Below are 20,349 nucleotides of genomic sequence, written 5' to 3'. Positions count from 1 at the left end.
TTGATTAATGATCATTATTAATTAGGGATTCTTTTAGTTTGGTTATTGAGGAAATCGCTCCACTTAAAAACTCAATAGAGCTATCGTGATAGCCAAATTCAAATTGATGCTCTTGGTCTAAAATGGTGTTTACATCTACTTTGTACGCTTTTATTTCTTCGTGAAGTTCTTTTTCGCTTTTCCACTCTTTCAGCATATTATCTATACTTTGAAGCATGGTGTCTACATTAACTATAAAGTATTTTTTTCGGTCGCCTGGTTTTGTAAAATATTCTAGTTTTTTTAGATCTTGAAGATGATTTAAGTGTGTAGAAATTGTGCTTTTACTCGCACAAAGGTTGGTTACTAAATCTTCAAACGTAGTTCCTTGCTTACCAGTTAAAATGATGAACGAAAAAATTCTAGCAGCCACAGGTGCTATTTGCTCTTTTTTTTCTAAAAAGATACCTAGTTTTTCAACTAATGCGAGTTTTCTTTTTTCTAGGTTTTCCATTGTAATTTAATTTTATGATGCAAAAATATGATTGGTTCGGAACAAACCGAACTAAACGAAGTTAAATTATTGTTAAATAAAAAAGCCGATAGTATTTTTAGTGCTATCGGCTATAATAAGTTATGATTTGTGTGTCTTTTTATAGAGCAGATTTGAATTGTTCTAAGAATCGAACATCATTTTCACTTAATAATCTAATGTCACTGATTTGGTTCAGTAGCATCGCAATTCTATCAATTCCCATACCAAAGGCAAATCCTGAATATTCTTTAGAATAGATACCACAGTTTTCTAAAACATTAGGGTCTACCATACCACAGCCCATAATCTCTAGCCAACCTGTTCCTTTGGTGATTTTATAATCTGTTTCGGTTTCTAATCCCCAATATACGTCTACTTCAGCACTTGGCTCTGTAAATGGGAAGTAGGATGGACGTAAACGAATTTTAGACTTTCCGAACATCTCTGTTGTAAAGTATTGAAGCGTTTGTTTTAAATCAGCAAAGCTTACATCTTTATCAATATATAAACCTTCTACTTGGTGAAAAAAGCAATGTGAACGTGCAGAAATAGCTTCATTACGATATACACGACCAGGTGAAATAGTACGGATAGGTGGTTTATTGTTTTCCATATAACGTACCTGCACAGAACTTGTATGTGTTCTTAATAAAATATCAGGATCTGTTTGAATAAAAAACGTATCCTGCATATCGCGTGCTGGGTGATATTCTGGTAAGTTTAGTGCCGTAAAGTTATGCCAATCGTCTTCAATTTCTGGACCTTCACTGACATTGAAACCTATACGAGAAAAAATATCAATAATTTGATTTTTCACGATAGATATTGGATGACGAGCACCAATGGCAATTGGTTCTCCTGGACGAGACAAGTCACCGTAAATACCCTTATCTTCTTCTTGACTTTCAAGAATTTGCTTTAAATCATTAACCTTATCTTCGGCCGTTTTCTTTAACTGATTTATGGTTTGTCCAAATTCCTTTTTCTGCTCGTTTGCTACATTTTTAAATTCAGCAAAGTATTGCTTTAAAAGTCCTTTAGATCCTAAGTATTTTATTCGGAATGCTTCTATCTCATCCTTAGATTGTGCAGAAAATGCTTCAGCTTCCGCTATTAGTTCTTTTAACTTATCTATCATAATTAGCTGAATTTAATCCAGTATTTTTATTTGTTGGAGTGCAAATTTAAAAAATATCAATCGATATACTCTGTTTCAACAAAATAGTTGACAATAGCTTCTTTCATCAGTACACTTTGCTCACCTGCTTTAAGAAATGGCAATTGTTCTTTTACTTTATAATGAGGCCAGCCATCATCGTCTACAAAATCAAATTCGTAAAATCCATAAGGCGTCAATAGCTTACAGATGGCTATATGCATTAAGTCTAACTTATGGTCTTTTTTGTATTCCCGATGTATTTGTCCTAGCTCTTGCACACCTATAAGATAAATAATAGAATCTAAGTCAAGCGTATCACCATCGGCAAATTGCTTAGATAGCTTTTCTACTACTAAATCCCATCGCTCTTTTAATTGTTCGTCTCGTGCCATAAATCACCACTCTATTTTGAAGCTTCAAAGTTAATAAACTAAAAGCTCTGATTAATCGTTATTAGTTTAAAATGGCAAAAATTCATGTACTTTTGTTTAAACCGCTTTCTCTATGAGTATTATTGATATTGTTTTAGCTGCCCTTTTACTATTTGGATTTATTAGAGGGCTTTTTAAAGGACTTTTTGTTGAAATCGCATCTCTTGTTGCTTTAGTCCTAGGTATATATGGTGCGATTCATTTTAGTTATTTTGCCGCTGATTTGCTTGAATCTAAAGTGGATTGGAGTGAAAAAACCATCAATATTGTTGCTTTTGCTGTTACCTTTGTAATTATTGTTTTGGCCATTAGCCTAGCTGGAAAAGCCTTAACAAAACTTGCTGATTTTGCTGCTTTGGGACTTTTAAATAAGCTTTTGGGAGGTGTATTTGGCGCTCTTAAAATAGGACTAATACTTAGTATAATCCTTATTGTTTTTGGTAAATTAAATAACACCTTACCTTTTATGGAAAAAGAAGACTTGGAAAAAAGTGTACTTTACGAACCTGTAAAGTCTCTAGCTCCAATGATTTTTCCTAATCTCATTAAAAGTGAATCAGAGCAGGAAGCTAGCAATGAGGAAGAAGCATAAAAAAAGCCACTAAACGTGGCTCTTCTATTTAGATTTTATGAAAGGTTTAAGAATAAAATTCAACTTCACCTGTACTTATATCGTACATACCTCCAACAATTTTTATTTCCCCATTTTTTTCCATCTCATTTAAAATAACACTTTGATTTTTTATGTTTTCCAAAGTCATTTCAACATTCTTTTTAGAAACGGCATCTACAAATTCTAAATTGGAAGAATTACGCTCAGATTTATCTGTTGGTTCTTCTACTGCATATACTGCTGGTTCAATTTTGTTTATAAGCGCAGTTAAGTTACCCATTCTTGCATGATCACAAGCACCTTTAATAGCACCACAACTTGTATGACCCAAAACTACTATAAGTTTTGTACCTGCAAGCTTACATGCAAATTCCATGCTTCCTAAAATATCTTGGTTTACAAAATTGCCAGCGATTCTTACACTAAAAATATCCCCTAATCCTTGGTCAAAAACCAATTCAGCTGATACTCTAGAATCTATACAGCTTAAAATAGTTGCAAATGGGAATTGTCCTTCTGCTGTATCATTGACTTGCTCTAGTAGGTTTCTATTTGCTTTTAAATTTTTTTGAAATCTTATATTTCCCTCTTTGAGATATTGAAGCGCTTTTTCAGGCGTCATTGTCGCTTGAGTTTCTCTTGTATGTGCTTTCATTTGTTCAATTTTATGCGCTTCTTTTATTGAAGCATTATTTTATTTCTTCTTTTTAGTTTTAAAAAATGATACAAAACTATCTGGATTTTCAACTATTCCTCGTTCTGAAAACAATTTAATATTAATATTTCTCTCTTTGGCCTTAAAAGCAAAGTCTTCGAGAATTTCTATAATATCATTATCCAAATACTTAGTATTTCTAACATCTAATTCTAAAGTAGAATCGTGCGGTACACGATCTAATTCTTTTAGAATTGCACCTTTGTTAAAGAAGGTAACTTCTTCAGCCAAGGTCATTTTAATTTTACCATCATCAATATCTTCTCCTTCTTTATGTAAAAAATGGGAGTTTTTGTAACTTCTGTAAAGTACAATAAATATACCTATAGCTAGACCTAAACCTATCCCTTTTAAAAGATCTAAAAATACAATTCCTAAAACAGTTACAATAAATGGCACAAACTGCATCCATCCTCCATCATACATAGCTTTAAATGTTGATGGTTTTGCCAATTTATAACCAACAATAAATAAAATAGCTGCTAATACAGATAATGGTATGTAATTCAATATACGAGGTATAACAATTACTGAAATTAACAGTAAGAATCCATGAATAATGGCACTTGCTTTAGTTTTTCCACCAGATTGAATATTTGCCGAACTACGTACAATTACCTGCGTAATAGGCAACCCTCCAACTAATCCTGATACTATATTACCTGTACCTTGGGCCAAAAGTTCTCTATTGGTTGGTGTGACACGTTTATGAGGGTCTAATTTATCGGTTGCCTCAACACACAATAACGTCTCTAAAGATGCCACTAGCGCGATAGTAAACCCAGTGATGATAACATCCATTTGTGTTATAACACTAAAGTTTGGGAAGCTAAACTGATTAATAAATGAATCAAACCCATCAGGGACTGGAACACTCACTAAATGTGTGGTCTCTATAGCTAGTGTTTCGTTAGCCTTGGTTAATAAATAAAAAATAATACCTACTACTACTGCTACAAGCGGCCCTTGAATAATTTCAAAGATCTTTCCTTTTTTAACAAGAACATTACTCCACAACAATAAAATAATCAAACTAATTATTCCTATTACTGTAGAACCAATTGTAATATTATCTACTGCAGAAAGAATTGCAGAAAATGTGTTTTCACCAGATGGTTCTATAAAACTGTCCGCTCCTTCTGGCTCTATATCATATCCGAAAAAGTGAGGGATTTGTTTTAGAATAATGATTATTCCAATTCCTGTTAACATTCCTTTAATCACTGAAGAAGGGAAATAGTATCCTATGATTCCTAGCCTGAGTATTCCAAAAACAATTTGAATTACACCACCTAGAACAACAGCAACTAGAAAGTTTTCCCAACCTCCAAGCGCAGTTATTGCAGTTAACACAATTGCTGCTAGTCCTGCTGCAGGACCACTTACACCAATTTCAGACCCACTCAAAAACCCTACAACAATACCTCCTACAATTCCCGCAATTAAACCCGAAAACAATGGTGCTCCACTAGCTAAAGCTATACCTAAACAGAGAGGCAACGCTACAAAAAACACCACAACACTTGCAGGTAAGTCACTTTTTAATGATTTAAACATATGATATATTATTAATGCTTAGAGAAATCTCTAAGTCTTCTTATAGATTTAATTTTGAAACTCTTTGATTGACTAATTTTAAGCAAGATGTTTCTCGGGAGGAGGTGAAATTAAATTTAAGTGAGGTTTATGGTACTTGTTACTTGTGTACCATATGAGTTCTACTATAGAAGTATCTAATGAGAAGTCTTCTAATTCTTCTATATTTTGATCAAAAAGAAGCTTTATATCCTCTTGCTCTTCTTCTTCATTCATTCCAAAAAATGAAGAAATGTCTGCTGAATCATCGCAGGATACAATTATGGTTGGTGCACTTATTATTAACGTGAAGAGTATCACAAAACATAGTGCTATAGTTCTTTTTAAAATCATACTTTATGCTATGAGCAAATATAACATTTACAAGATATGATTTTGTTAACACTTTTTAAAAGGTCTTTATGATTTTTATGTCTTTGGAAGGAATCCAGCCTGTAGAATTGTCTGATAGCTGAATTTTTTTCCAATCTTCATAGCTATCTATAACTTGTACTTTGGTGCCTTCATGAAGTCTAAAAACTTCTTCAGATGTTTTGTTAGCTTCAGATTTCACTTTAGATTCTTGTGCAAATACAATGGCAGGATTGTCTTTTTTATCCAAATTTTCCTTTTGAAATGCCATAGCAACAGAAAAACAACCAAAAAACAAGCCGATTACACTTATTACAAACGCTATCCTTTTTTTTGAGGTTGTATAAGAAAAGTGATATGATAAAAATAAAACTACAAAAAGAATAACACTTGCTATAGCCATTTTTGCCCATACGTCTGTACTAAATGTATTGACAACACTATTAATTATTCTGGTAAACCCAACTTTTGGAACAGTCTCTACAGCATCGATGGTCATGTTTTGAGCGTATCCTACCAAATTATTTTTAATGTCTTTATCTTCTGGATTTAGCAACAGTGCTTTTTCGTAATAATAAATACTTGGTGCAATATTATTAAGCTTATAATTGGCGTTTCCTAAGTTAAAATACAACTCTGCAGAATGTTGGCCAGAATCTAAGATAGCCTCGTACTTATCAATAGCTTCGGCATATTTACCATCATTATACAACGCATTGGCTTCATCAAAAAGCTGGTTGTTTTGAGAAAAACCAAAACAACTCAGAAAACAAACTAATAGAATTATAATCACTCTCATGGCTATCGTATTTGTTTATCTATTAATGAAATTGTCTCAGCTGCTTTATCATAATCATTCTGCATAGTAACGTTGGTTATTGGTGTATATCTAGCCAATTCGCAACTTTCTAAAATTGAAATAAACTCTGTAACAACATTAGGCTCTACTTTCTTTTGAGTGAGCAGTGCTTCAATCTTTTCTTTATTAAAATCACTGGTTTCAATATTTAATTTAGCCTTTAAATAATTATGAAGTGCGCGCTCTAAAGACTCATAAAATGCTTCTTTTTGCCCTAAGTTTTTCTTGGCTTCACTTAAGTACTTTTTAGCCAAACGGTCTGCTTTTCTTATGCGAGTTCCCACAACATCTGCATCGCGTTTATCTTTTGCTCTTCTAATAAATATTGCTAATGGAATTGCTAAAAAAGGCAATAGTAACAAACACCAAAAACTAGTTGACTTAAAAAAACCTTTGCTAGACATAGACTCCCAATTAGAGGTCGTTTTTATAAATGCAAATGCATTAGTATTAGGCTTTATCGTTTGTTTTGTGTTATTGGCTTCTGTGTTTTCAGAATTATTAACAGAAGCTGTTGGTCCTTCTACAACATCTATTACTATCTCATCTGATGTGATGCGTTTATAACTTTCTGTTTTAAGATCGAAATAAGAAAATGATATTGATGGCACAGGATATTTGCCACGATATTGTGGTACAATGGTATAGGTATCTGAAATACTTCCTTGCATACCACTTAATCCTGTTCTTACATTTTCTTTATGCTCTGGTTCATACACCTCTAATGAGCTTGGTGTGGTTAGCTTAGGAAGTTCAAATAATTTAAGATTTCCATTTCCTGTAACTTCAATCTGTGCTTGTAGAGACTCTGTAGCGTTTAACTGAGTTTTTGAAGTCGTAACATTAAAATTAAAATCACCTACTGCTCCTTTAAAATCTGATGGTTTGCCGTTTTCTGGTAATGGTTTTACATCAATTGTTCTGCTACCTGCAGTTACCGTTTTTGGCACTTGGGTCATTATTTGCTGACCAAAGATGTTGGCTCTTCCTGTTGGCACTTCAACTGTAACATCTAAAACTAGAGGCTCTAACTTTAATTTTCCTGTTTTTTGAGGATACAAAACTGTTTTTCTTAAAACTACATAACGGTAATCTTCGCCCTTGTATTCTCCTCTTAGAATATTGAGTCCTTTTATTTCTATATTCTGACTCCAAAAATCATTATATCTAGGTGTTTGTTTTTCTCTCCAATTGCTACTAATACCAACATCTCTAGACACGTAAAGCTTATAAACTACTGTTGTTGGCTCATTTAAATACGGATTACTATTTGATACTTCAGCCACTAAATGAATTTTATCTGAAGCTATGTCTGATGCATCTGGCTGACCGTTAGGCTTATCTACAGCATCAGTTACAGTAACTGTTACGGGAAACGTTTTGTAAACCTCTCCATCAATCTCTATTGTAGCTTGCTTTATGGTGAATTTACCTTTCTTTTTTGGTGCTAGGAAGTAGCTATAAGTTTTTTGATACGTCTTTTTACCGTTTGCATTGTAATTCATCAAAGAGGTATTTGGGCCACCTACAACCGTAAAATCATCAAAATTTGGTGGAACAAAATTGTCTCCGTCTTTGTTCATCTCAAAATCTATGCGCAAACGCTCATTTACACCAAGTTTTTGTTTACTGACTTTAGCCTCAAACTTTACTTGAGCATAAGTAATGCTTGAAACAAGCAGAAATAATACTATTGATATATTTTTGATGATTTTCATTTTTACGGCAACAATGATATGCAACTCTTAGTTAAACTACCAATCTTTTTCGGTTCTTACTTTAGCTCCTTTTTGCTTTTCGGCATTCATTTTTTGCTGAACCTTTTGTTCTTGATTTTGCATAGCCTCAAGAATATTCTTCATTTGCTGTGGAGACATCTGACCTGGTTTTGGTTTAGATTTTTGGTTTGGATCTTTTTTATCTTTATCCCCTTTACCATCATCCTTTTTGTCATCTTGAGGTTTGCCTTTATCGTCCTCTTCTTTATCTCCTTCCTTTTTATCTTTGTCTCCTTCGTCTTTATTATCCTTATTGTCCTTGTTTTCGTCTTCCTTCTTTTCCTCCTTTTCTTTATCTTTTTCTTCTTCTTTGTTTTCGTCTTTTTTATTGTCTTCTCCGCCTCCGTCTTTTTGTTGCTCAGCACATTCTTTAGCTAAGGCAAAGTTGTATCTGGTTTCTTCGTCGGTTGGATTACTTCTTAAGGCGTTTTTAAAAGCTTCCATTGCTTCTTTGCACTTTTCTTCTTTCATTAAGAGATTACCAATATTATGATATGCTCTATGCTTTTCGTCTTTAGTTTGTGCATTTTTTGCAGCTTCTTGTGTTCTAAATAAAGCTTCGTTAAAGTCCCCTTTTTTATAATATGTAGTGGCAAGGTTGTAAGCTCCTACTGCTTTGTTTGGAGCATTAGAAATGGCTCTTCTATATTCCATTTCTGCTTGAATGAAGTCGTCGTCTTGTGCCAATTCATTAGCCTTGTAAACTAAATTGGTGGCTTTCTGTTCTTTTTTTAACTGCTCCTTGTTTTGTTCTTGAGAAAACCCCAAAAAGCTCATTAATGTAACAATTGCTAGTATGTAAATTTTCATCTTCATAATTCTACTTTAAAAGTAACAAACCCACTAATTATATGCCGTTAAAGAAATTTTAAAAGTTAAAAATTCTCATTAAACAAATTCAATTTCTTTAACCAAGCTGTTTTTCTTTCCAAAAAGAAGATCTCAATAAATAGTAAAAAGATACCTAAGCCTAAAAACCATTGAAACTGGTCTTTAAAGTCTGCTATTTGTTTAGACTCAAATTCTTTTTTATCCATGTTATCTAATACATCCTTTATAGTTTCAACAACTTCAGTTGTATTACTTCCATTTATATAAACACCATCTGTTTCTTCAGCTATTTTTCTTAAAGTACTTTCGTCTAGCCTGGTGATAACTGTTTCTCCATTATTGTCTTTTTTATAATTGAGCACAACACCATTTCTCTTAATTGGGATTGGCCCTCCTTTAGCATCACCAACACCAACCGTTAAAATTCTTATACCTTCTTCACTAGCTTCTTCTGCAATATCAATGGCTTCTCCACCATGATCTTCACCATCTGAAATAATAATTAAAACACGGTTAGTTTGTTCGTCGTCATCATAATATGTTTTTGCTAATTGAATAGCTTCGTGAATGGCTGTTCCTTGTGAGGACAACATATCAGTATTCATATTTTGTAAGAACATTTTTGCCGAAGCATAATCTGTGGTTATTGGCAACTGCGGAAATGCTTTGCCTGCATAAGCAATGATACCAACTCTGTCGCTTGCTAAACTGTTTATAATCTGAGTTACGAGCTGTTTTGATTTTTCTAAACGGTTTGGTGCAATATCTTCGGCCAGCATACTTTTTGAAACGTCTACCGCAAATACAATATCAACACCTTGGCTACGTACAGTTTCTAATTTAGTTCCAATTTTTGGGTTCACCAATGCCAAGGACAAACAAGCAAATGCCAAACACAGTACGCTAACCTTTAATATACTTTTAAAAAGAGATTGGTTAGGACTTAAACGGCTAAGTAAGTGATTGTCTGCAAATTTCTTTTGCGCAGAACGTCTCCATACTTGTAATAACACAAATAGTAAAATAATTACTGGAATAGCCAGTAAGGTCCAAAACCATATTTTTTCGTCTAGTCTAAACAAAGCTTCTAAAAATTGTGTTTCTTAAAATTATCTCTATCAACAAAAACAAACCTGCTAAAAGCACCAGTGGTCTGTACTTTTCGTCATAGTTATAATATTTCTTTTCTTCTATTTCAGTTTTTTCGAGCTTATTGATTTCTTTATAAATCTCAGCCAATTTTTTATTGTTGGTTGCTCTAAAATATTGACCACCTGTAGCATCGGCAATTTCTTTAAGTAATGTCTCGTCAATTTCTACTTGTTGACGACCATATCTAAAGGTTCCGTTAGGGTTTATAGAGACTGGTGATAATGCCATTCCGTTAGTTCCTAAACCAATGGTGTAAACTTTAATACCATATTCTACTGCCAATTCACTAGCAATTTTAGGATCTATAAATCCTGAATTATTCACACCGTCGGTAAGCAAAATAATTACTTTACTTTTTGCTCTACTATCTTTTAATCTATTTACAGATGTTGCCAAGCCCATACCAATGGCAGTTCCACCTTCTATAATGGTGTTGTACTTTATATCTCTAAGTGAGCGTTGTACTATAGACTTATCTGTAGTAATTGGAGTTTTTGTGTAAGCTTCGCCAGCATATTCCACCAAACCAATTCTATCATTTGGTCGACCATCTATAAAATCTGCTGCAACTTCTTTTAAGGCTTCGAGACGGTTAGGGCGCAAATCTTTTGCCAACATACTAGCTGAAACATCTATCGCCATTACAATATCTATACCTTTGGTGGTCTTGGTTTTTGTAGATACGTCAACCGTTCTTGGTCTTGCTAGTGCAGTAATCAATAATGCCAAAGCCAACATTCTTAATACAAATAATACATGTCTGAATCTTGACCAAAACGACGATGTAGTTTTAAAGCCTTGAACAGTAGATATTTTTAGCTCGGCTGATTGCTTATTGTGCTTAAACATATACCAAGCTATTGCTATTGGTAAAAGCAATAGAAACCAAAATAACTCTTTATTTAAAAACTCTATATTCTCAAACATTAATTCTGTGATTCTTGTTCTGCATTAGCTTGTTCGTCAGACTTCATCTCTATTGAATTCATAATTCTTTCTGCAATGTCTACGGCATAGCTATCTTCTTTTCCCCAAACTAATGTTACATGTGCAATCATACCTTCTTTGGTAGCAAAACTAAATATGGCATACTCTCCTTCAAAAGTTTCATCTGAGCCTTTAATTGGAAAATCAGCTGTACCATGAGTTTTGCTTCCTTCTACATTATTTGGTGTTATAAATTGATCGTCTTTAGTTATTATATTTTGAACATTTTTGGTCTCCCATTCTTCTATAATCTTCTCTATAGACTGCACCACTCTTCTCTGAATATCTTCTTGTCCTTGTTCACCACTATCCACCTCATCTGTGATAATTTTAATATCCAGATGTTCTGCGTCATCAAAAACAAAAATTCTTTGTTTAATCTTGTCTTTTGATTCATCTGAAAGTGTATCTTGAATGCGTTTTAAAACCTCTGGTGTTTCTATGTAAACTGGTGGATATCCATAAGCACTTTTAGTCCATTCTCCTTCTAAAAGTTCTTTACTTTCATCTCGTAATATGGTATCGTTTACATATTTAAAACCATACTTCAACCCAAAGCCTACATATGTTGCAACAAGCAATAACACTAAACTGGCAACTGTGATAATAACCTTAGTGCGTTTCTTTTTGCGCTCTTGAGCTTCTTTGTATTGTTGATCTAATAGTTTTTCTTCTTCGGTTGGTTCTGGTAGAACGGCTTTAACACTTTCTATTTCTTTTTCAATGGTAGCTCTATCCATTTCAATAAGCGCTGTGTCTGGTGCGGACTTAGCAAATTTTACTAAATCGGCACGCTTTAAAATGGTTTCGAGGTTATGAAGTGTTTCTTTTGAAAATGGGAATTGATTACCTTCTTTTAAAAGTTGAAGTCTGTTAATCAACTCATCTGTTGTACTCTCAAGAGAGCGCTCATATACTTTTTCGTCTAAATATTTTCTGATAATCATTGTCAGTTCAGAATAATATTCTTTGACTTCTGAACGTATTAAATATTGACTATTATCTAATTTTTTTAAAGCTAATTTTGCTCTGTCATAAGGTGGCAACAAGGCGATTTCTTCTTCCTCTGTTAGCGGTTTTTCTCTCCAAACAAACCACCACAACAAAAAGCCAATTAAAGCTAAGGCTGCCATAACTACCAATAACCAAATCCACCAATTACTACTGCTTTTCTCAACTTCTATAATTGGTTTAATGTCGTATAACTTCTGCTTTGTAGTATCAACTTCAACTGTGCCAACATCTACCCGAAGCGAATCTGTGTAGAATGGTTTTTCTCCAATAATTATTTTTTGTCTTGGTATGGTATACGATCCAGAATCGAAATGTGTAAGCTTGTAAATTCTTGATAGTTTGAATTTTGAATCCTTTTTAGTAGTATCAATTTCTAAAGCCTCAACAGCTTCAAGCGGTGTAAATGTTTGCCCTTCAGGAAAAACAACTAATGCAGTTGAATCTGCTTCAACTTTTATTTTATAATTGATTTGCTCTCCTATTCTGATTTTAGTCGTATCAACCTCTGTTGTAACTTGACTGAAAGAGATGAAAGATAATAGAAAAGAGATGAGAGATAGCACTACTCTTTGTCTACTTATCCTAAGAACATTATGTAATTTTTTACTTTTCACGTCTAACTTAAATCTATCCTCTTCGTTTAAAATACCCTAATAATTTTTTTACGTAGCTTTCATCTACTCTACAATCTATGCTGCCAGCACCAGACTTAGTAAAACTATCTTTAAAATAATCTACTTTTTCTCTGTAAAATTTACCGTAATTCAGTCTTACATTTTTAGATGCTGTGTTCACCAAAAGTAACTCTCCTGTTTCTTCGTCTTCCATTTGCACCATCCCGATATTTGGTATGGTTTCTTCGTGCTTATCGTAAACTCTTATACCTGTAATATCGTGTCTACCTGCTGCAATCTTTAGTGTTTGTTTGTAATCGTCTGCTATAAAATCTGAAAGCACAAAAACTATGGCTTTTTTCTTCATTACGTTAGACAAAAATTTGAATGCTTCGGCTACATTGGTTTTTTTACTTTTTGGCTGAAATTCTAACAACTCTCTGATAATTCTTAATACGTGAGAGCGTCCTTTTTTTGGTGGAATGTAGAGTTCTATTTCGTCTGAAAATAAAATCAAACCTATTTTATCATTGTTCTGCGTTGCTGAAAAAGCTAATGTTGCTGCAATCTCGGTAACAATCTCATCTTTAAATTGATTTTTTGTTCCGAAGAATTTACTACCAGACACGTCTGCCATGAGCATCATGGTTAGTTCGCGTTCTTCTTCAAAAACCTTTACATACGGTTCATTGTAACGTGCTGTAACATTCCAATCTATATTTCTAACATCATCACCAAATTGATACTGGCGAACTTCAGAAAAGGTCATACCACGTCCTTTGAAGGTAGAGTGGTACTCGCCTCCAAAAATATGATCAGACAAGCGACGTGTCTTAATCTCTATTTTTCTTACTTTTTTAAGAAGTTCTTTGGTATCCATTTTTTCAATTTTCGATTGAAGATTGTTGATTTGCGATTTTAGAAATCATCATTCGTCATTCTTAAATCTAAAATCTTAAGGCACTTCTATCTCATTAACAATCTTGTTAATGATGTCTTCTGAAGTTACATTTTCTGCTTCGGCTTCGTAAGTAATTCCTATTCTGTGACGTAACACATCGTGCACTACAGCTCTTACATCTTCTGGAATCACATAACCTCTTCGCTTTATAAATGCATAACATTTTGCTGCAGTTGCTAAATTGATACTACCACGAGGAGAGGCACCAAAAGAGATTAAAGGTTTTATATCCTCAAGTCTGTACTTTTCAGGATAACGTGTTGCGAAGATGATATCTAGAATATATTTTTCAATCTTCTCGTCCATATAAACTTCTCTAACTGCTTCTTGGGCACTTAAGATTTGTTTGATGGAAACTACTGGGTTTACTTTATCAAAAGAACCTTTAAGGTTCGCTCTAACGATAAGTTGCTCTTCGTCTAGCTTTGGATAATCAATTACTGTTTTCAGCATAAAACGATCTACCTGAGCTTCTGGTAACGGATATGTTCCTTCTTGCTCAACTGGGTTTTGAGTTGCCATTACTAAAAATGGTTTATCTAAAGTAAACGTCTCATCACCAATAGTTACCTGTTTTTCTTGCATAGCCTCTAACAAGGCAGATTGTACTTTAGCAGGCGCTCTGTTAATCTCATCCGCTAATACAAAATTTGCAAAGATTGGTCCTTTTTTAATAGAGAAATCATTCTCTTTTATATTGTAAATTAAAGTACCTACTACATCTGCTGGTAATAAATCTGGCGTAAACTGTATTCTACTAAAACTTGCATCAATAGCCTTAGATAAGGTATTTATGGCTAATGTTTTTGCTAAACCAGGAACACCCTCTAAAAGAATATGTCCTTGACCTAGTAGACCAATTAACAAGCGTTCTACCATATGTTTTTGACCAACAATAACCTTATTCATTTCTAGGGTTAGTAAGTCTACAAATGCACTTTCTTTTTCAATCTTTTCATTAATTGACTTAATGTCAACTGTACTCGTTTCTTCCATATTTAATTAGTTTAAGGGCAAACTATTTTAGTGATTTATTCAGAGATGCAAAGTGTTAAAATTATTCGGTAGTTGCTGTTAACAATTGGTTAAAAAAAAGCGCGATATCGTAACAATATCGCGCTTTTATGTTTTAATAAGTTGCTATCTACTCTAAAATTATGGTATTTAAATTAGTGGCTTGACCAACTATTACCTCTACATTATCTATAACAACAGGGTTAAGCATGGTGTCATCATCTGGAGTAACAGTAACGGTATAAATACCACTTGGTAAACCAAGAATTTCAAAATTACCTGAGGCATCTACAAAAGTTGAAGCCGTAATAATACCGTTTGTTGCCTCTACTTCTACTGGTATATCATTTGGTGAGACACTTCCATATATACTACCAGAGTTTATTTCTAAGCTTGCTCTTAAAACGGGTTTTAAGTTAATATTACCCGAGTTTCCGGCCATTACAATAGATTCATCTACATCAAAATCTAGAATAAAATCATAATTAAATCCATTAATTATTTCTTGATTGACCATAATTTTTAGACCTGATTGTTGAGCACTAGGTGTATTTAATGGCCTAGGCTCTGTTTCTCCTTCTAAAACCACACTGTTCTCATCTCCAAGAATTAAACGAATTTGTTTGATTGTACCTTCTTCAATCTCCTCGTTATCTACTAGCTGCAGACTAACACCTCCTGTCAGTTCAAGTAAATCATATATACCTGGTGAAATAACTCCTACCGATTGCCAGCCGTTTACATCATCATCTTCATTAAAATCATTACTATCATACTTTACCTTAACGTCAATTACCTCAACATACACATGCTCATAATCACCTGCATCATCTACTAATTTTACAGAAAGTGTAGGTGAAGCAGTGTTGTTTGAATCATCAGAATTGTTACAGGAAAATGCAAATAGCACTAAGAATATAGCGATTAGTTGCTTTAAAATTTTCATAATTTGTGTTTTGGTTACTAAAGTATGTACGTTCAAACCACATGTTTAGATGTTAAATATACAAAGGCTTTTAGATAAATGAGATAAGATTACAACATCTACTAGGTGCTAATTAATATTCAATTGTCGTATTGCCGTATACAATTTTGGAGTTAAAACCATCATATTTTCATCTTCATCATATGAAATCGACTTATCTAAATCCATATCCACGACCATATCATATCGTCTTTTAGAATTGAGCTGTGTTTCAATTAAGTTTGAGGGCTTTCCATTTCCTAAATTCAAACTATGTAGCACATGGTTAATATCCATAAAATTGTTATCACTTAGCACCAATCTGATTTCATAAACATAGGTAGCTTCAATTTCAAAATCATCAACCAACAAAAGTTTATTATCCTCTTCAAGATCCGACACATTAAAAACTCCTTGATTGATTGTATTTAAACTCACCCATGAGCTCGTGATATTGGGATTTTCACCTGTTCTAATCTGAACATCTTGAATATCTAAATATACCTTACTTGAAGACTGGTTAGAACTTTTAAGCTTTACCGTAATCTGTGTTGTACCATCATCAGTTTTTATATCATCTTTTGTACAACTCGTAATAGTTATCGCTAATAAAAGGAAAAATAATCGTTTAATAAAACGCAACTGTTTCATGATTTGGGTATGGAATAATTAATGCCCAAGGATACTCTTAATCTGTATGTTTTCAGTATTTTTATACACCAATTGCAAAAAAATCTATATAACCTGAAAAAAAAGTGAACTATTCTCGATTAATTGCAGGTACAATGACCTGGGGAAGTTGGGGCAAACAACTCTCAAAAAAAGAAATGGCAGACTTAATGCACCATTGCCTTTCTAACAACATTACAACTTTTGATCATGCTGATATTTATGGTGGCTACACCACAGAAGCTGATTTTGGAAAAGCATTTACCGACTCTGGTATTAACCGTGAAAATATTCAGTTAATCTCAAAATGTGGTATTCAATATTTATCAGAAAACAGAAATAATAAGGTTAAACATTACGATTACTCTAAAGAGTATATCATTTGGTCCGTTGAAGAATCTTTAAAAAATCTTGAAACAGACTATTTAGACTTACTCTTGCTACATAGACCTAGTCCTTTAATGGTTGCTGAAGAAATAGCAGAAGCTATTACCATCTTAAAAAAAGATGGAAAAATTAGAGATTTTGGTGTTTCTAATTTTACACCATCTCAAATGGAAATGATTGGCTTACGAATGGATATTGACGTTAACCAAATTGAATTTTCGCTTACACAACATTCTTCAATGCACGATGGCACATTAGATTATTTAAAGACATGTGGTATTAAGCCTATGGCTTGGTCTCCATTAGGCTTAGTTTTTAAAGAAGATAACGAACAAACCAGACGTATTCACAAGCAACTTGGTGAATTGATGGATAAATACAATGCCACTGAAGACCAGCTATTATTAGCGTGGATTATGAGACATCCTGCTGGCATTCATCCTGTAGTTGGCACAACCAATAAAACAAGACTAAAGCAAGCCGTTGAAGCCTCTAAAATTAATCTAGAAGTAGAAGATTGGTTTTTAATATTAGTAGCAAGCCAAGGTAATAAAGTCCCTTAATTATGAAAAAAACAGCATTAATAACAGGTGCCACAAGTGGTATTGGTAGAGCTACTGCTCATGAATTTGCAAAACATGGTATTAACTTAGTGCTATGTGGGCGCAGACAACAACGATTAGATAGTATCGAAAAAGCCTTATCTAAACAAACGGATGTCCATACCTTAAATTTTGACGTGCGCGATAAGGAAAAAACGTTTGAAGCTATTGCTTCGTTACCTCCAAAATTTCAAAATATTGATATCTTAATTAACAACGCTGGAAACGCTCACGGATTAGATCCAATACAAGATGGCAGTCTTGACGATTGGGATGCCATGATGGATATTAACGTAAAAGGCTTGCTATATGTTAGCAAAGCCATAATTCCCGGAATGACAGAGCGTCAATCAGGACACATCATCAACATTGGCTCATCAGCAGGAAAAGAAGTTTATCCAAATGGCAATGTATACTGCGGTAGCAAACATGCAGTCTTGGCAATAACAGAAGGTATGCGTATAGATCTTAATCCTTTCGGAATAAAAGTTTCTGCAGTAAATCCTGGTTTAGTAGAAACCGAATTTTCACAAGTACGATTTAAAGGAGGAAGCCAAGCTGATAATGTTTATAAAGGCTACAAAGCTTTACAGCCTGAAGATGTGGCAGAAGTCATTTACTTTGCTGTATCCAGACCTGCCCATGTAAACATTGCTGATGTCTTAATGTTTTGTACTGCACAAGCGAGCTCTACCATTGTGAAGAAAGACTAATGAAATCAGATATTAAATCTCAATGGTTTAGTTTAGCCTCTCAATACACTAAAGATGATTTTTTAATAAATTCTCTTTGGTTAGAGATTTCGAAACATTACTCTGAAAAGAATAGGTATTATCATACGCTTACACATGTTCAAAATATGCTCCTCCAAGCAAAAAGCTTTGAAGATAAAATTGTAGATTTTGACGCTTTACTTTTTGCCATTTGGTATCATGACATTATTTATAAATCAACAAAAAAAGACAACGAAGAAAAAAGTGCACTTTTTGCCAATAAAAGTCTAAAATCACTAAATTTTGAAGGAAATCGACTTAAAAACATTCAAAACTTAATACTTTCTACAAAAAAGCATTTTCTTATTTTAGATAAAAATATAGACAATGCTTATCTTCTAGATTTTGATTTATCTATTCTTGGAGCAGATTGGGAAATCTATAAAGAATATACAACTCAAATTAGAAGAGAGTATATGATTTATCCGGATTTTATGTATAAACCAGGAAGAAAAAAAGTGCTTCAACATTTTTTAGAACGAGAAACGTTATATTTCACAGAAGCTTATCAGGTTACTCATGAAAATCGTGCTAGAGAAAATCTAAAAAAAGAATTAGAACTACTATAAATATTGAGATTCCTGCTTTCTCAGGAAATGTTATGATTAACAAACGCCTACTCATAAAAAATCTACTGGCTCACAACGATGAGAATAGTTTTTATGACAAAAAGCGAAAAGTTGATATTAGCCACAAAGAAGGAAAAGCAAAATTTTTAAAGCACATTTGCGCGCTTTCCAACAGCAATCCTAAAAACAACTCTTACATAGTTATTGGTGTTGAAGATGAAGACAACAAAATTGTAGGCACCGATTTTTTTGATGATAGTAAAATTCAGAATCTCATCAACGCCTACCTCACCAATCCGCCAATAGTACAATACGAGAACATTCCCTTTCCACATTTACCAGACGACAAAGTTGTTGGCTTAGTAACCATTAGACCAATTGATAAAATTACTTCGTTAAGAAAGAATATCTGGAAATATTACGGAGGCTCAGTGTTTTTTAGAGATGGTAGCATGAGTATGCCAAAAGTGTTTGATATTGAAATTAAAGATGTTAACTCTAAGATTGTTGCTGCTATTGAAAACCACGCACAAAACAACATTGAGCTAACACTAAATGGTGTATTCGATTTTATGAATAAGCGCCAGGATTTTAATCCACAATACAAAGTCTTTAAGGAGTATTTTGTCCTTTGTTGGTCTGGACAAAAAAAGCATGTTAAGGACGAAGTTTTTTATTCTAGAGTAGATATAGAAATGATTAACGAACAGGTGCGTTTATTCTATTCAGCTTTAGATGAAGTTGCTATTTTTTATAATGAAGATTCTTTTAAAATTGTAGAATACGTAAGACTAGGGCTTCAAAAATCTTATAAATATTATAAGCTCGAAGAAAAGATTATTCATTTCGATAATAACGCCAATTATTCCATTGAAGCTAATTTAATTTTTGAACCTCCTCAATTTGACAAAAAGGTTCTATATCATATCTATAATACGAATAACACAATACTCGAAAAACTCGAAAAAGGTGTTACCATTGCAAGCCATCAAATTCCAGATTTAAATAATTTAGCAGCGAGTTATTTAATTTGCTATCTCAACGGATTTGAAGATGCATTACCAAAACTAGAATATGCAAAACCCTACATTAAAAATTATAGTTTAGACCTATACCAGTCTTATAAAGAAACCATTAGAATTTTGAGAAAGGTGAAGTACAATTAATTTTAGTCGGATTTTTATATTATTTTATCCTTATTTTCTGCATCTCGTCGAATCTCAATCAAAGTAAATGCAGATTATACATTTTTTTCTACCATTCATCAAAAATTTAGAAAACAAAAAGATATAATACGCATCTTTGATATGCTATTAATCAATTATATAACCTTGTTTCGGTAGGCTTTTAAAGCTAAATCTGAGACAAGGTTTATTGTTTTAATTTGGTATTAATTGAAATTCTAAAACCTGTGTAATAACATGGCAGTCATCTTCTGTTCTTTCAACCAAGATTGGATTTGATGTCAAAGTTTGGTAATTATTAGATGTTACCTCAATAATATAAGAGCCTTCTCGCTCACCAGCACCTAAAAAATAATCTGAATCTTCAATCCTTAAAAGTTGTTCTTCGTACGCTCCATCCTTTGCTGTAACTGTTATACCTTCGGTTAGTATGGTTTGGGTATTAACATCTTTTATGGTAACATTTAGCCCAAAAATATAAACATCAGTACAGTTTTGTGGATTCGTATCATCAGAACTGCAAGAAATTACCATAGTTAACACTAGTAATAAAACTATTTTCTTCATCATTTTTTGCTTTTCTTTTAAAGTTACAAAAAAATGATAGTTTAT

22 protein-coding genes are annotated in these 20,349 nt (G+C 33.2%); 5 read left to right on the top strand and 17 right to left on the bottom strand.

The window, feature by feature from the left end:
• Positions 1 to 4: 4 nt before the first annotated feature.
• The 3 genes from MST30_RS06645 to MST30_RS06635 form a co-directional block, all read right to left on the bottom strand.
• A complete protein-coding gene (locus MST30_RS06645; protein WP_243473601.1) occupies positions 5 to 493 on the bottom strand; it encodes a GbsR/MarR family transcriptional regulator in 489 nt (162 codons plus the stop codon).
• 139 nt (positions 494 to 632) lie between these two features.
• Positions 633 to 1,652 carry a phenylalanine--tRNA ligase subunit alpha gene (gene pheS / locus MST30_RS06640; protein WP_243473600.1) on the bottom strand — a complete coding sequence of 340 codons (1,020 nt, stop codon included), beginning with the start codon at positions 1,650 to 1,652 and terminating at the stop codon, positions 633 to 635.
• Positions 1,653 to 1,708: 56 nt separating this feature from the next.
• A complete protein-coding gene (locus tag MST30_RS06635; protein ID WP_243473599.1) occupies positions 1,709 to 2,065 on the bottom strand; it encodes a hypothetical protein in 357 nt (118 codons plus the stop codon).
• A 112-nt stretch (positions 2,066 to 2,177) separates the two neighbouring features.
• Here MST30_RS06635 and MST30_RS06630 point away from each other — a divergent pair, with 112 nt between their 5' ends.
• The gene (locus tag MST30_RS06630; protein ID WP_243473598.1) at positions 2,178 to 2,696 is read left to right on the top strand and encodes a CvpA family protein; all 519 of its coding nucleotides are present in this window, start codon (positions 2,178 to 2,180) and stop codon (positions 2,694 to 2,696) included.
• 46 nt (positions 2,697 to 2,742) lie between these two features.
• Here MST30_RS06630 and MST30_RS06625 read toward each other — a convergent pair whose 3' ends face one another.
• The 13 genes from MST30_RS06625 to MST30_RS06565 all read right to left on the bottom strand — a co-directional run bounded on the left by MST30_RS06625 (position 2,743) and on the right by MST30_RS06565 (position 16,204).
• Positions 2,743 to 3,372 carry a carbonic anhydrase family protein gene (locus MST30_RS06625; protein WP_243473597.1) on the bottom strand — a complete coding sequence of 210 codons (630 nt, stop codon included), beginning with the start codon at positions 3,370 to 3,372 and terminating at the stop codon, positions 2,743 to 2,745.
• Between the two features lie 39 nt (positions 3,373 to 3,411).
• Positions 3,412 to 4,989 (bottom strand): SulP family inorganic anion transporter, encoded by a 1,578-nt coding sequence (locus tag MST30_RS06620; protein ID WP_243473596.1) that lies wholly within the window; start codon positions 4,987 to 4,989, stop codon positions 3,412 to 3,414.
• Between the two features lie 78 nt (positions 4,990 to 5,067).
• The gene (locus tag MST30_RS06615; RefSeq protein WP_243473595.1) at positions 5,068 to 5,361 is read right to left on the bottom strand and encodes a hypothetical protein; all 294 of its coding nucleotides are present in this window, start codon (positions 5,359 to 5,361) and stop codon (positions 5,068 to 5,070) included.
• Between the two features lie 55 nt (positions 5,362 to 5,416).
• A complete protein-coding gene (locus MST30_RS06610) occupies positions 5,417 to 6,178 on the bottom strand; it encodes a tetratricopeptide repeat protein (protein ID WP_243473594.1) in 762 nt (253 codons plus the stop codon).
• A gap of 2 nt (positions 6,179 to 6,180) precedes the next feature.
• Entirely contained in the window at positions 6,181 to 7,956 is a 1,776-nt protein-coding gene (locus MST30_RS06605; protein WP_243473593.1) for an aerotolerance protein BatD, read from the bottom strand.
• Positions 7,957 to 7,992: 36 nt separating this feature from the next.
• Positions 7,993 to 8,832 (bottom strand): TPR repeat aerotolerance protein BatC, encoded by an 840-nt coding sequence (locus MST30_RS06600; protein WP_346346983.1) that lies wholly within the window; start codon positions 8,830 to 8,832, stop codon positions 7,993 to 7,995.
• Positions 8,833 to 8,891: 59 nt separating this feature from the next.
• Positions 8,892 to 9,929 (bottom strand): vWA domain-containing protein, encoded by a 1,038-nt coding sequence (locus tag MST30_RS06595; RefSeq protein ID WP_243473592.1) that lies wholly within the window; start codon positions 9,927 to 9,929, stop codon positions 8,892 to 8,894.
• Positions 9,922 to 10,926: a vWA domain-containing protein gene (locus tag MST30_RS06590; protein WP_243473591.1), complete on the bottom strand. Its 1,005-nt coding sequence runs from the start codon at positions 10,924 to 10,926 to the stop codon at positions 9,922 to 9,924. The genes MST30_RS06595 and MST30_RS06590 overlap by 8 nt, the downstream gene beginning before the upstream one ends.
• Positions 10,926 to 12,563 carry a hypothetical protein gene (locus MST30_RS06585; protein WP_243473590.1) on the bottom strand — a complete coding sequence of 546 codons (1,638 nt, stop codon included), beginning with the start codon at positions 12,561 to 12,563 and terminating at the stop codon, positions 10,926 to 10,928. Before MST30_RS06585 ends, MST30_RS06590 begins: the two co-directional genes overlap by 1 nt.
• Before the next feature lie 64 nt (positions 12,564 to 12,627).
• The gene (locus MST30_RS06580; protein WP_243473589.1) at positions 12,628 to 13,494 is read right to left on the bottom strand and encodes a DUF58 domain-containing protein; all 867 of its coding nucleotides are present in this window, start codon (positions 13,492 to 13,494) and stop codon (positions 12,628 to 12,630) included.
• 75 nt (positions 13,495 to 13,569) lie between these two features.
• Positions 13,570 to 14,571, bottom strand: coding sequence for an AAA family ATPase (locus MST30_RS06575; RefSeq protein ID WP_243473588.1), 1,002 nt, complete (start codon positions 14,569 to 14,571; stop codon positions 13,570 to 13,572).
• A 148-nt stretch (positions 14,572 to 14,719) separates the two neighbouring features.
• A complete protein-coding gene (locus tag MST30_RS06570; protein ID WP_243473587.1) occupies positions 14,720 to 15,535 on the bottom strand; it encodes a DUF4382 domain-containing protein in 816 nt (271 codons plus the stop codon).
• A 108-nt stretch (positions 15,536 to 15,643) separates the two neighbouring features.
• Complete coding sequence (locus tag MST30_RS06565) at positions 15,644 to 16,204, bottom strand: DUF4382 domain-containing protein (RefSeq protein ID WP_243473586.1); 561 nt, start codon at positions 16,202 to 16,204, stop codon at positions 15,644 to 15,646.
• Between the two features lie 104 nt (positions 16,205 to 16,308).
• Here MST30_RS06565 and MST30_RS06560 point away from each other — a divergent pair, with 104 nt between their 5' ends.
• The 4 genes from MST30_RS06560 to MST30_RS06545 are packed head-to-tail and all read left to right on the top strand — an operon-like array spanning position 16,309 to position 19,719.
• Positions 16,309 to 17,172 (top strand): aldo/keto reductase, encoded by an 864-nt coding sequence (locus MST30_RS06560; protein ID WP_243473585.1) that lies wholly within the window; start codon positions 16,309 to 16,311, stop codon positions 17,170 to 17,172.
• A gap of 2 nt (positions 17,173 to 17,174) precedes the next feature.
• Complete coding sequence (locus MST30_RS06555; protein ID WP_243473584.1) at positions 17,175 to 17,924, top strand: SDR family NAD(P)-dependent oxidoreductase; 750 nt, start codon at positions 17,175 to 17,177, stop codon at positions 17,922 to 17,924.
• The gene (locus tag MST30_RS06550) at positions 17,924 to 18,553 is read left to right on the top strand and encodes an HD domain-containing protein (RefSeq protein ID WP_243473583.1); all 630 of its coding nucleotides are present in this window, start codon (positions 17,924 to 17,926) and stop codon (positions 18,551 to 18,553) included. The genes MST30_RS06555 and MST30_RS06550 overlap by 1 nt, the downstream gene beginning before the upstream one ends.
• Before the next feature lie 32 nt (positions 18,554 to 18,585).
• Complete coding sequence (locus MST30_RS06545) at positions 18,586 to 19,719, top strand: ATP-binding protein (RefSeq protein WP_243473582.1); 1,134 nt, start codon at positions 18,586 to 18,588, stop codon at positions 19,717 to 19,719.
• A gap of 213 nt (positions 19,720 to 19,932) precedes the next feature.
• On the opposite strand, the gene MST30_RS06540 is transcribed toward MST30_RS06545, so the two are convergent.
• The gene (locus MST30_RS06540; RefSeq protein ID WP_243473581.1) at positions 19,933 to 20,307 is read right to left on the bottom strand and encodes a hypothetical protein; all 375 of its coding nucleotides are present in this window, start codon (positions 20,305 to 20,307) and stop codon (positions 19,933 to 19,935) included.
• Positions 20,308 to 20,349: the final 42 nt, after the last annotated feature.

The organism is Winogradskyella sp. MH6, assembly GCF_022810765.1.
Classification (GTDB): domain Bacteria; phylum Bacteroidota; class Bacteroidia; order Flavobacteriales; family Flavobacteriaceae; genus Winogradskyella.
Note: the sequence above shows the minus strand (reverse complement) of the source record. Positions and strands in the feature narration are given on the sequence as shown.

Bases quoted from the DNA above. Each gene is read 5' to 3' on its own strand.
- MST30_RS06645 (WP_243473601.1), bottom strand. From the start codon at position 493: ATGGAAAACCTAGAAAAAAGAAAACTCGCATTAGTTGAAAAACTAGGT.
- pheS (WP_243473600.1), bottom strand. From the start codon at position 1,652: ATGATAGATAAGTTAAAAGAACTAATAGCGGAAGCTGAAGCATTTTCT.
- MST30_RS06635 (WP_243473599.1), bottom strand. From the start codon at position 2,065: ATGGCACGAGACGAACAATTAAAAGAGCGATGGGATTTAGTAGTAGAA.
- MST30_RS06630 (WP_243473598.1), top strand. From the start codon at position 2,178: ATGAGTATTATTGATATTGTTTTAGCTGCCCTTTTACTATTTGGATTT.
- MST30_RS06625 (WP_243473597.1), bottom strand. From the start codon at position 3,372: ATGAAAGCACATACAAGAGAAACTCAAGCGACAATGACGCCTGAAAAA.
- MST30_RS06620 (WP_243473596.1), bottom strand. From the start codon at position 4,989: ATGTTTAAATCATTAAAAAGTGACTTACCTGCAAGTGTTGTGGTGTTT.
- MST30_RS06615 (WP_243473595.1), bottom strand. From the start codon at position 5,361: ATGATTTTAAAAAGAACTATAGCACTATGTTTTGTGATACTCTTCACG.
- MST30_RS06610 (WP_243473594.1), bottom strand. From the start codon at position 6,178: ATGAGAGTGATTATAATTCTATTAGTTTGTTTTCTGAGTTGTTTTGGT.
- MST30_RS06605 (WP_243473593.1), bottom strand. From the start codon at position 7,956: ATGAAAATCATCAAAAATATATCAATAGTATTATTTCTGCTTGTTTCA.
- MST30_RS06600 (WP_346346983.1), bottom strand. From the start codon at position 8,832: ATGAAGATGAAAATTTACATACTAGCAATTGTTACATTAATGAGCTTT.
- MST30_RS06590 (WP_243473591.1), bottom strand. From the start codon at position 10,926: ATGTTTGAGAATATAGAGTTTTTAAATAAAGAGTTATTTTGGTTTCTA.
- MST30_RS06580 (WP_243473589.1), bottom strand. From the start codon at position 13,494: ATGGATACCAAAGAACTTCTTAAAAAAGTAAGAAAAATAGAGATTAAG.
- MST30_RS06575 (WP_243473588.1), bottom strand. From the start codon at position 14,571: ATGGAAGAAACGAGTACAGTTGACATTAAGTCAATTAATGAAAAGATT.
- MST30_RS06570 (WP_243473587.1), bottom strand. From the start codon at position 15,535: ATGAAAATTTTAAAGCAACTAATCGCTATATTCTTAGTGCTATTTGCA.
- MST30_RS06565 (WP_243473586.1), bottom strand. From the start codon at position 16,204: ATGAAACAGTTGCGTTTTATTAAACGATTATTTTTCCTTTTATTAGCG.
- MST30_RS06555 (WP_243473584.1), top strand. From the start codon at position 17,175: ATGAAAAAAACAGCATTAATAACAGGTGCCACAAGTGGTATTGGTAGA.
- MST30_RS06550 (WP_243473583.1), top strand. From the start codon at position 17,924: ATGAAATCAGATATTAAATCTCAATGGTTTAGTTTAGCCTCTCAATAC.
- MST30_RS06545 (WP_243473582.1), top strand. From the start codon at position 18,586: ATGATTAACAAACGCCTACTCATAAAAAATCTACTGGCTCACAACGAT.
- MST30_RS06540 (WP_243473581.1), bottom strand. From the start codon at position 20,307: ATGATGAAGAAAATAGTTTTATTACTAGTGTTAACTATGGTAATTTCT.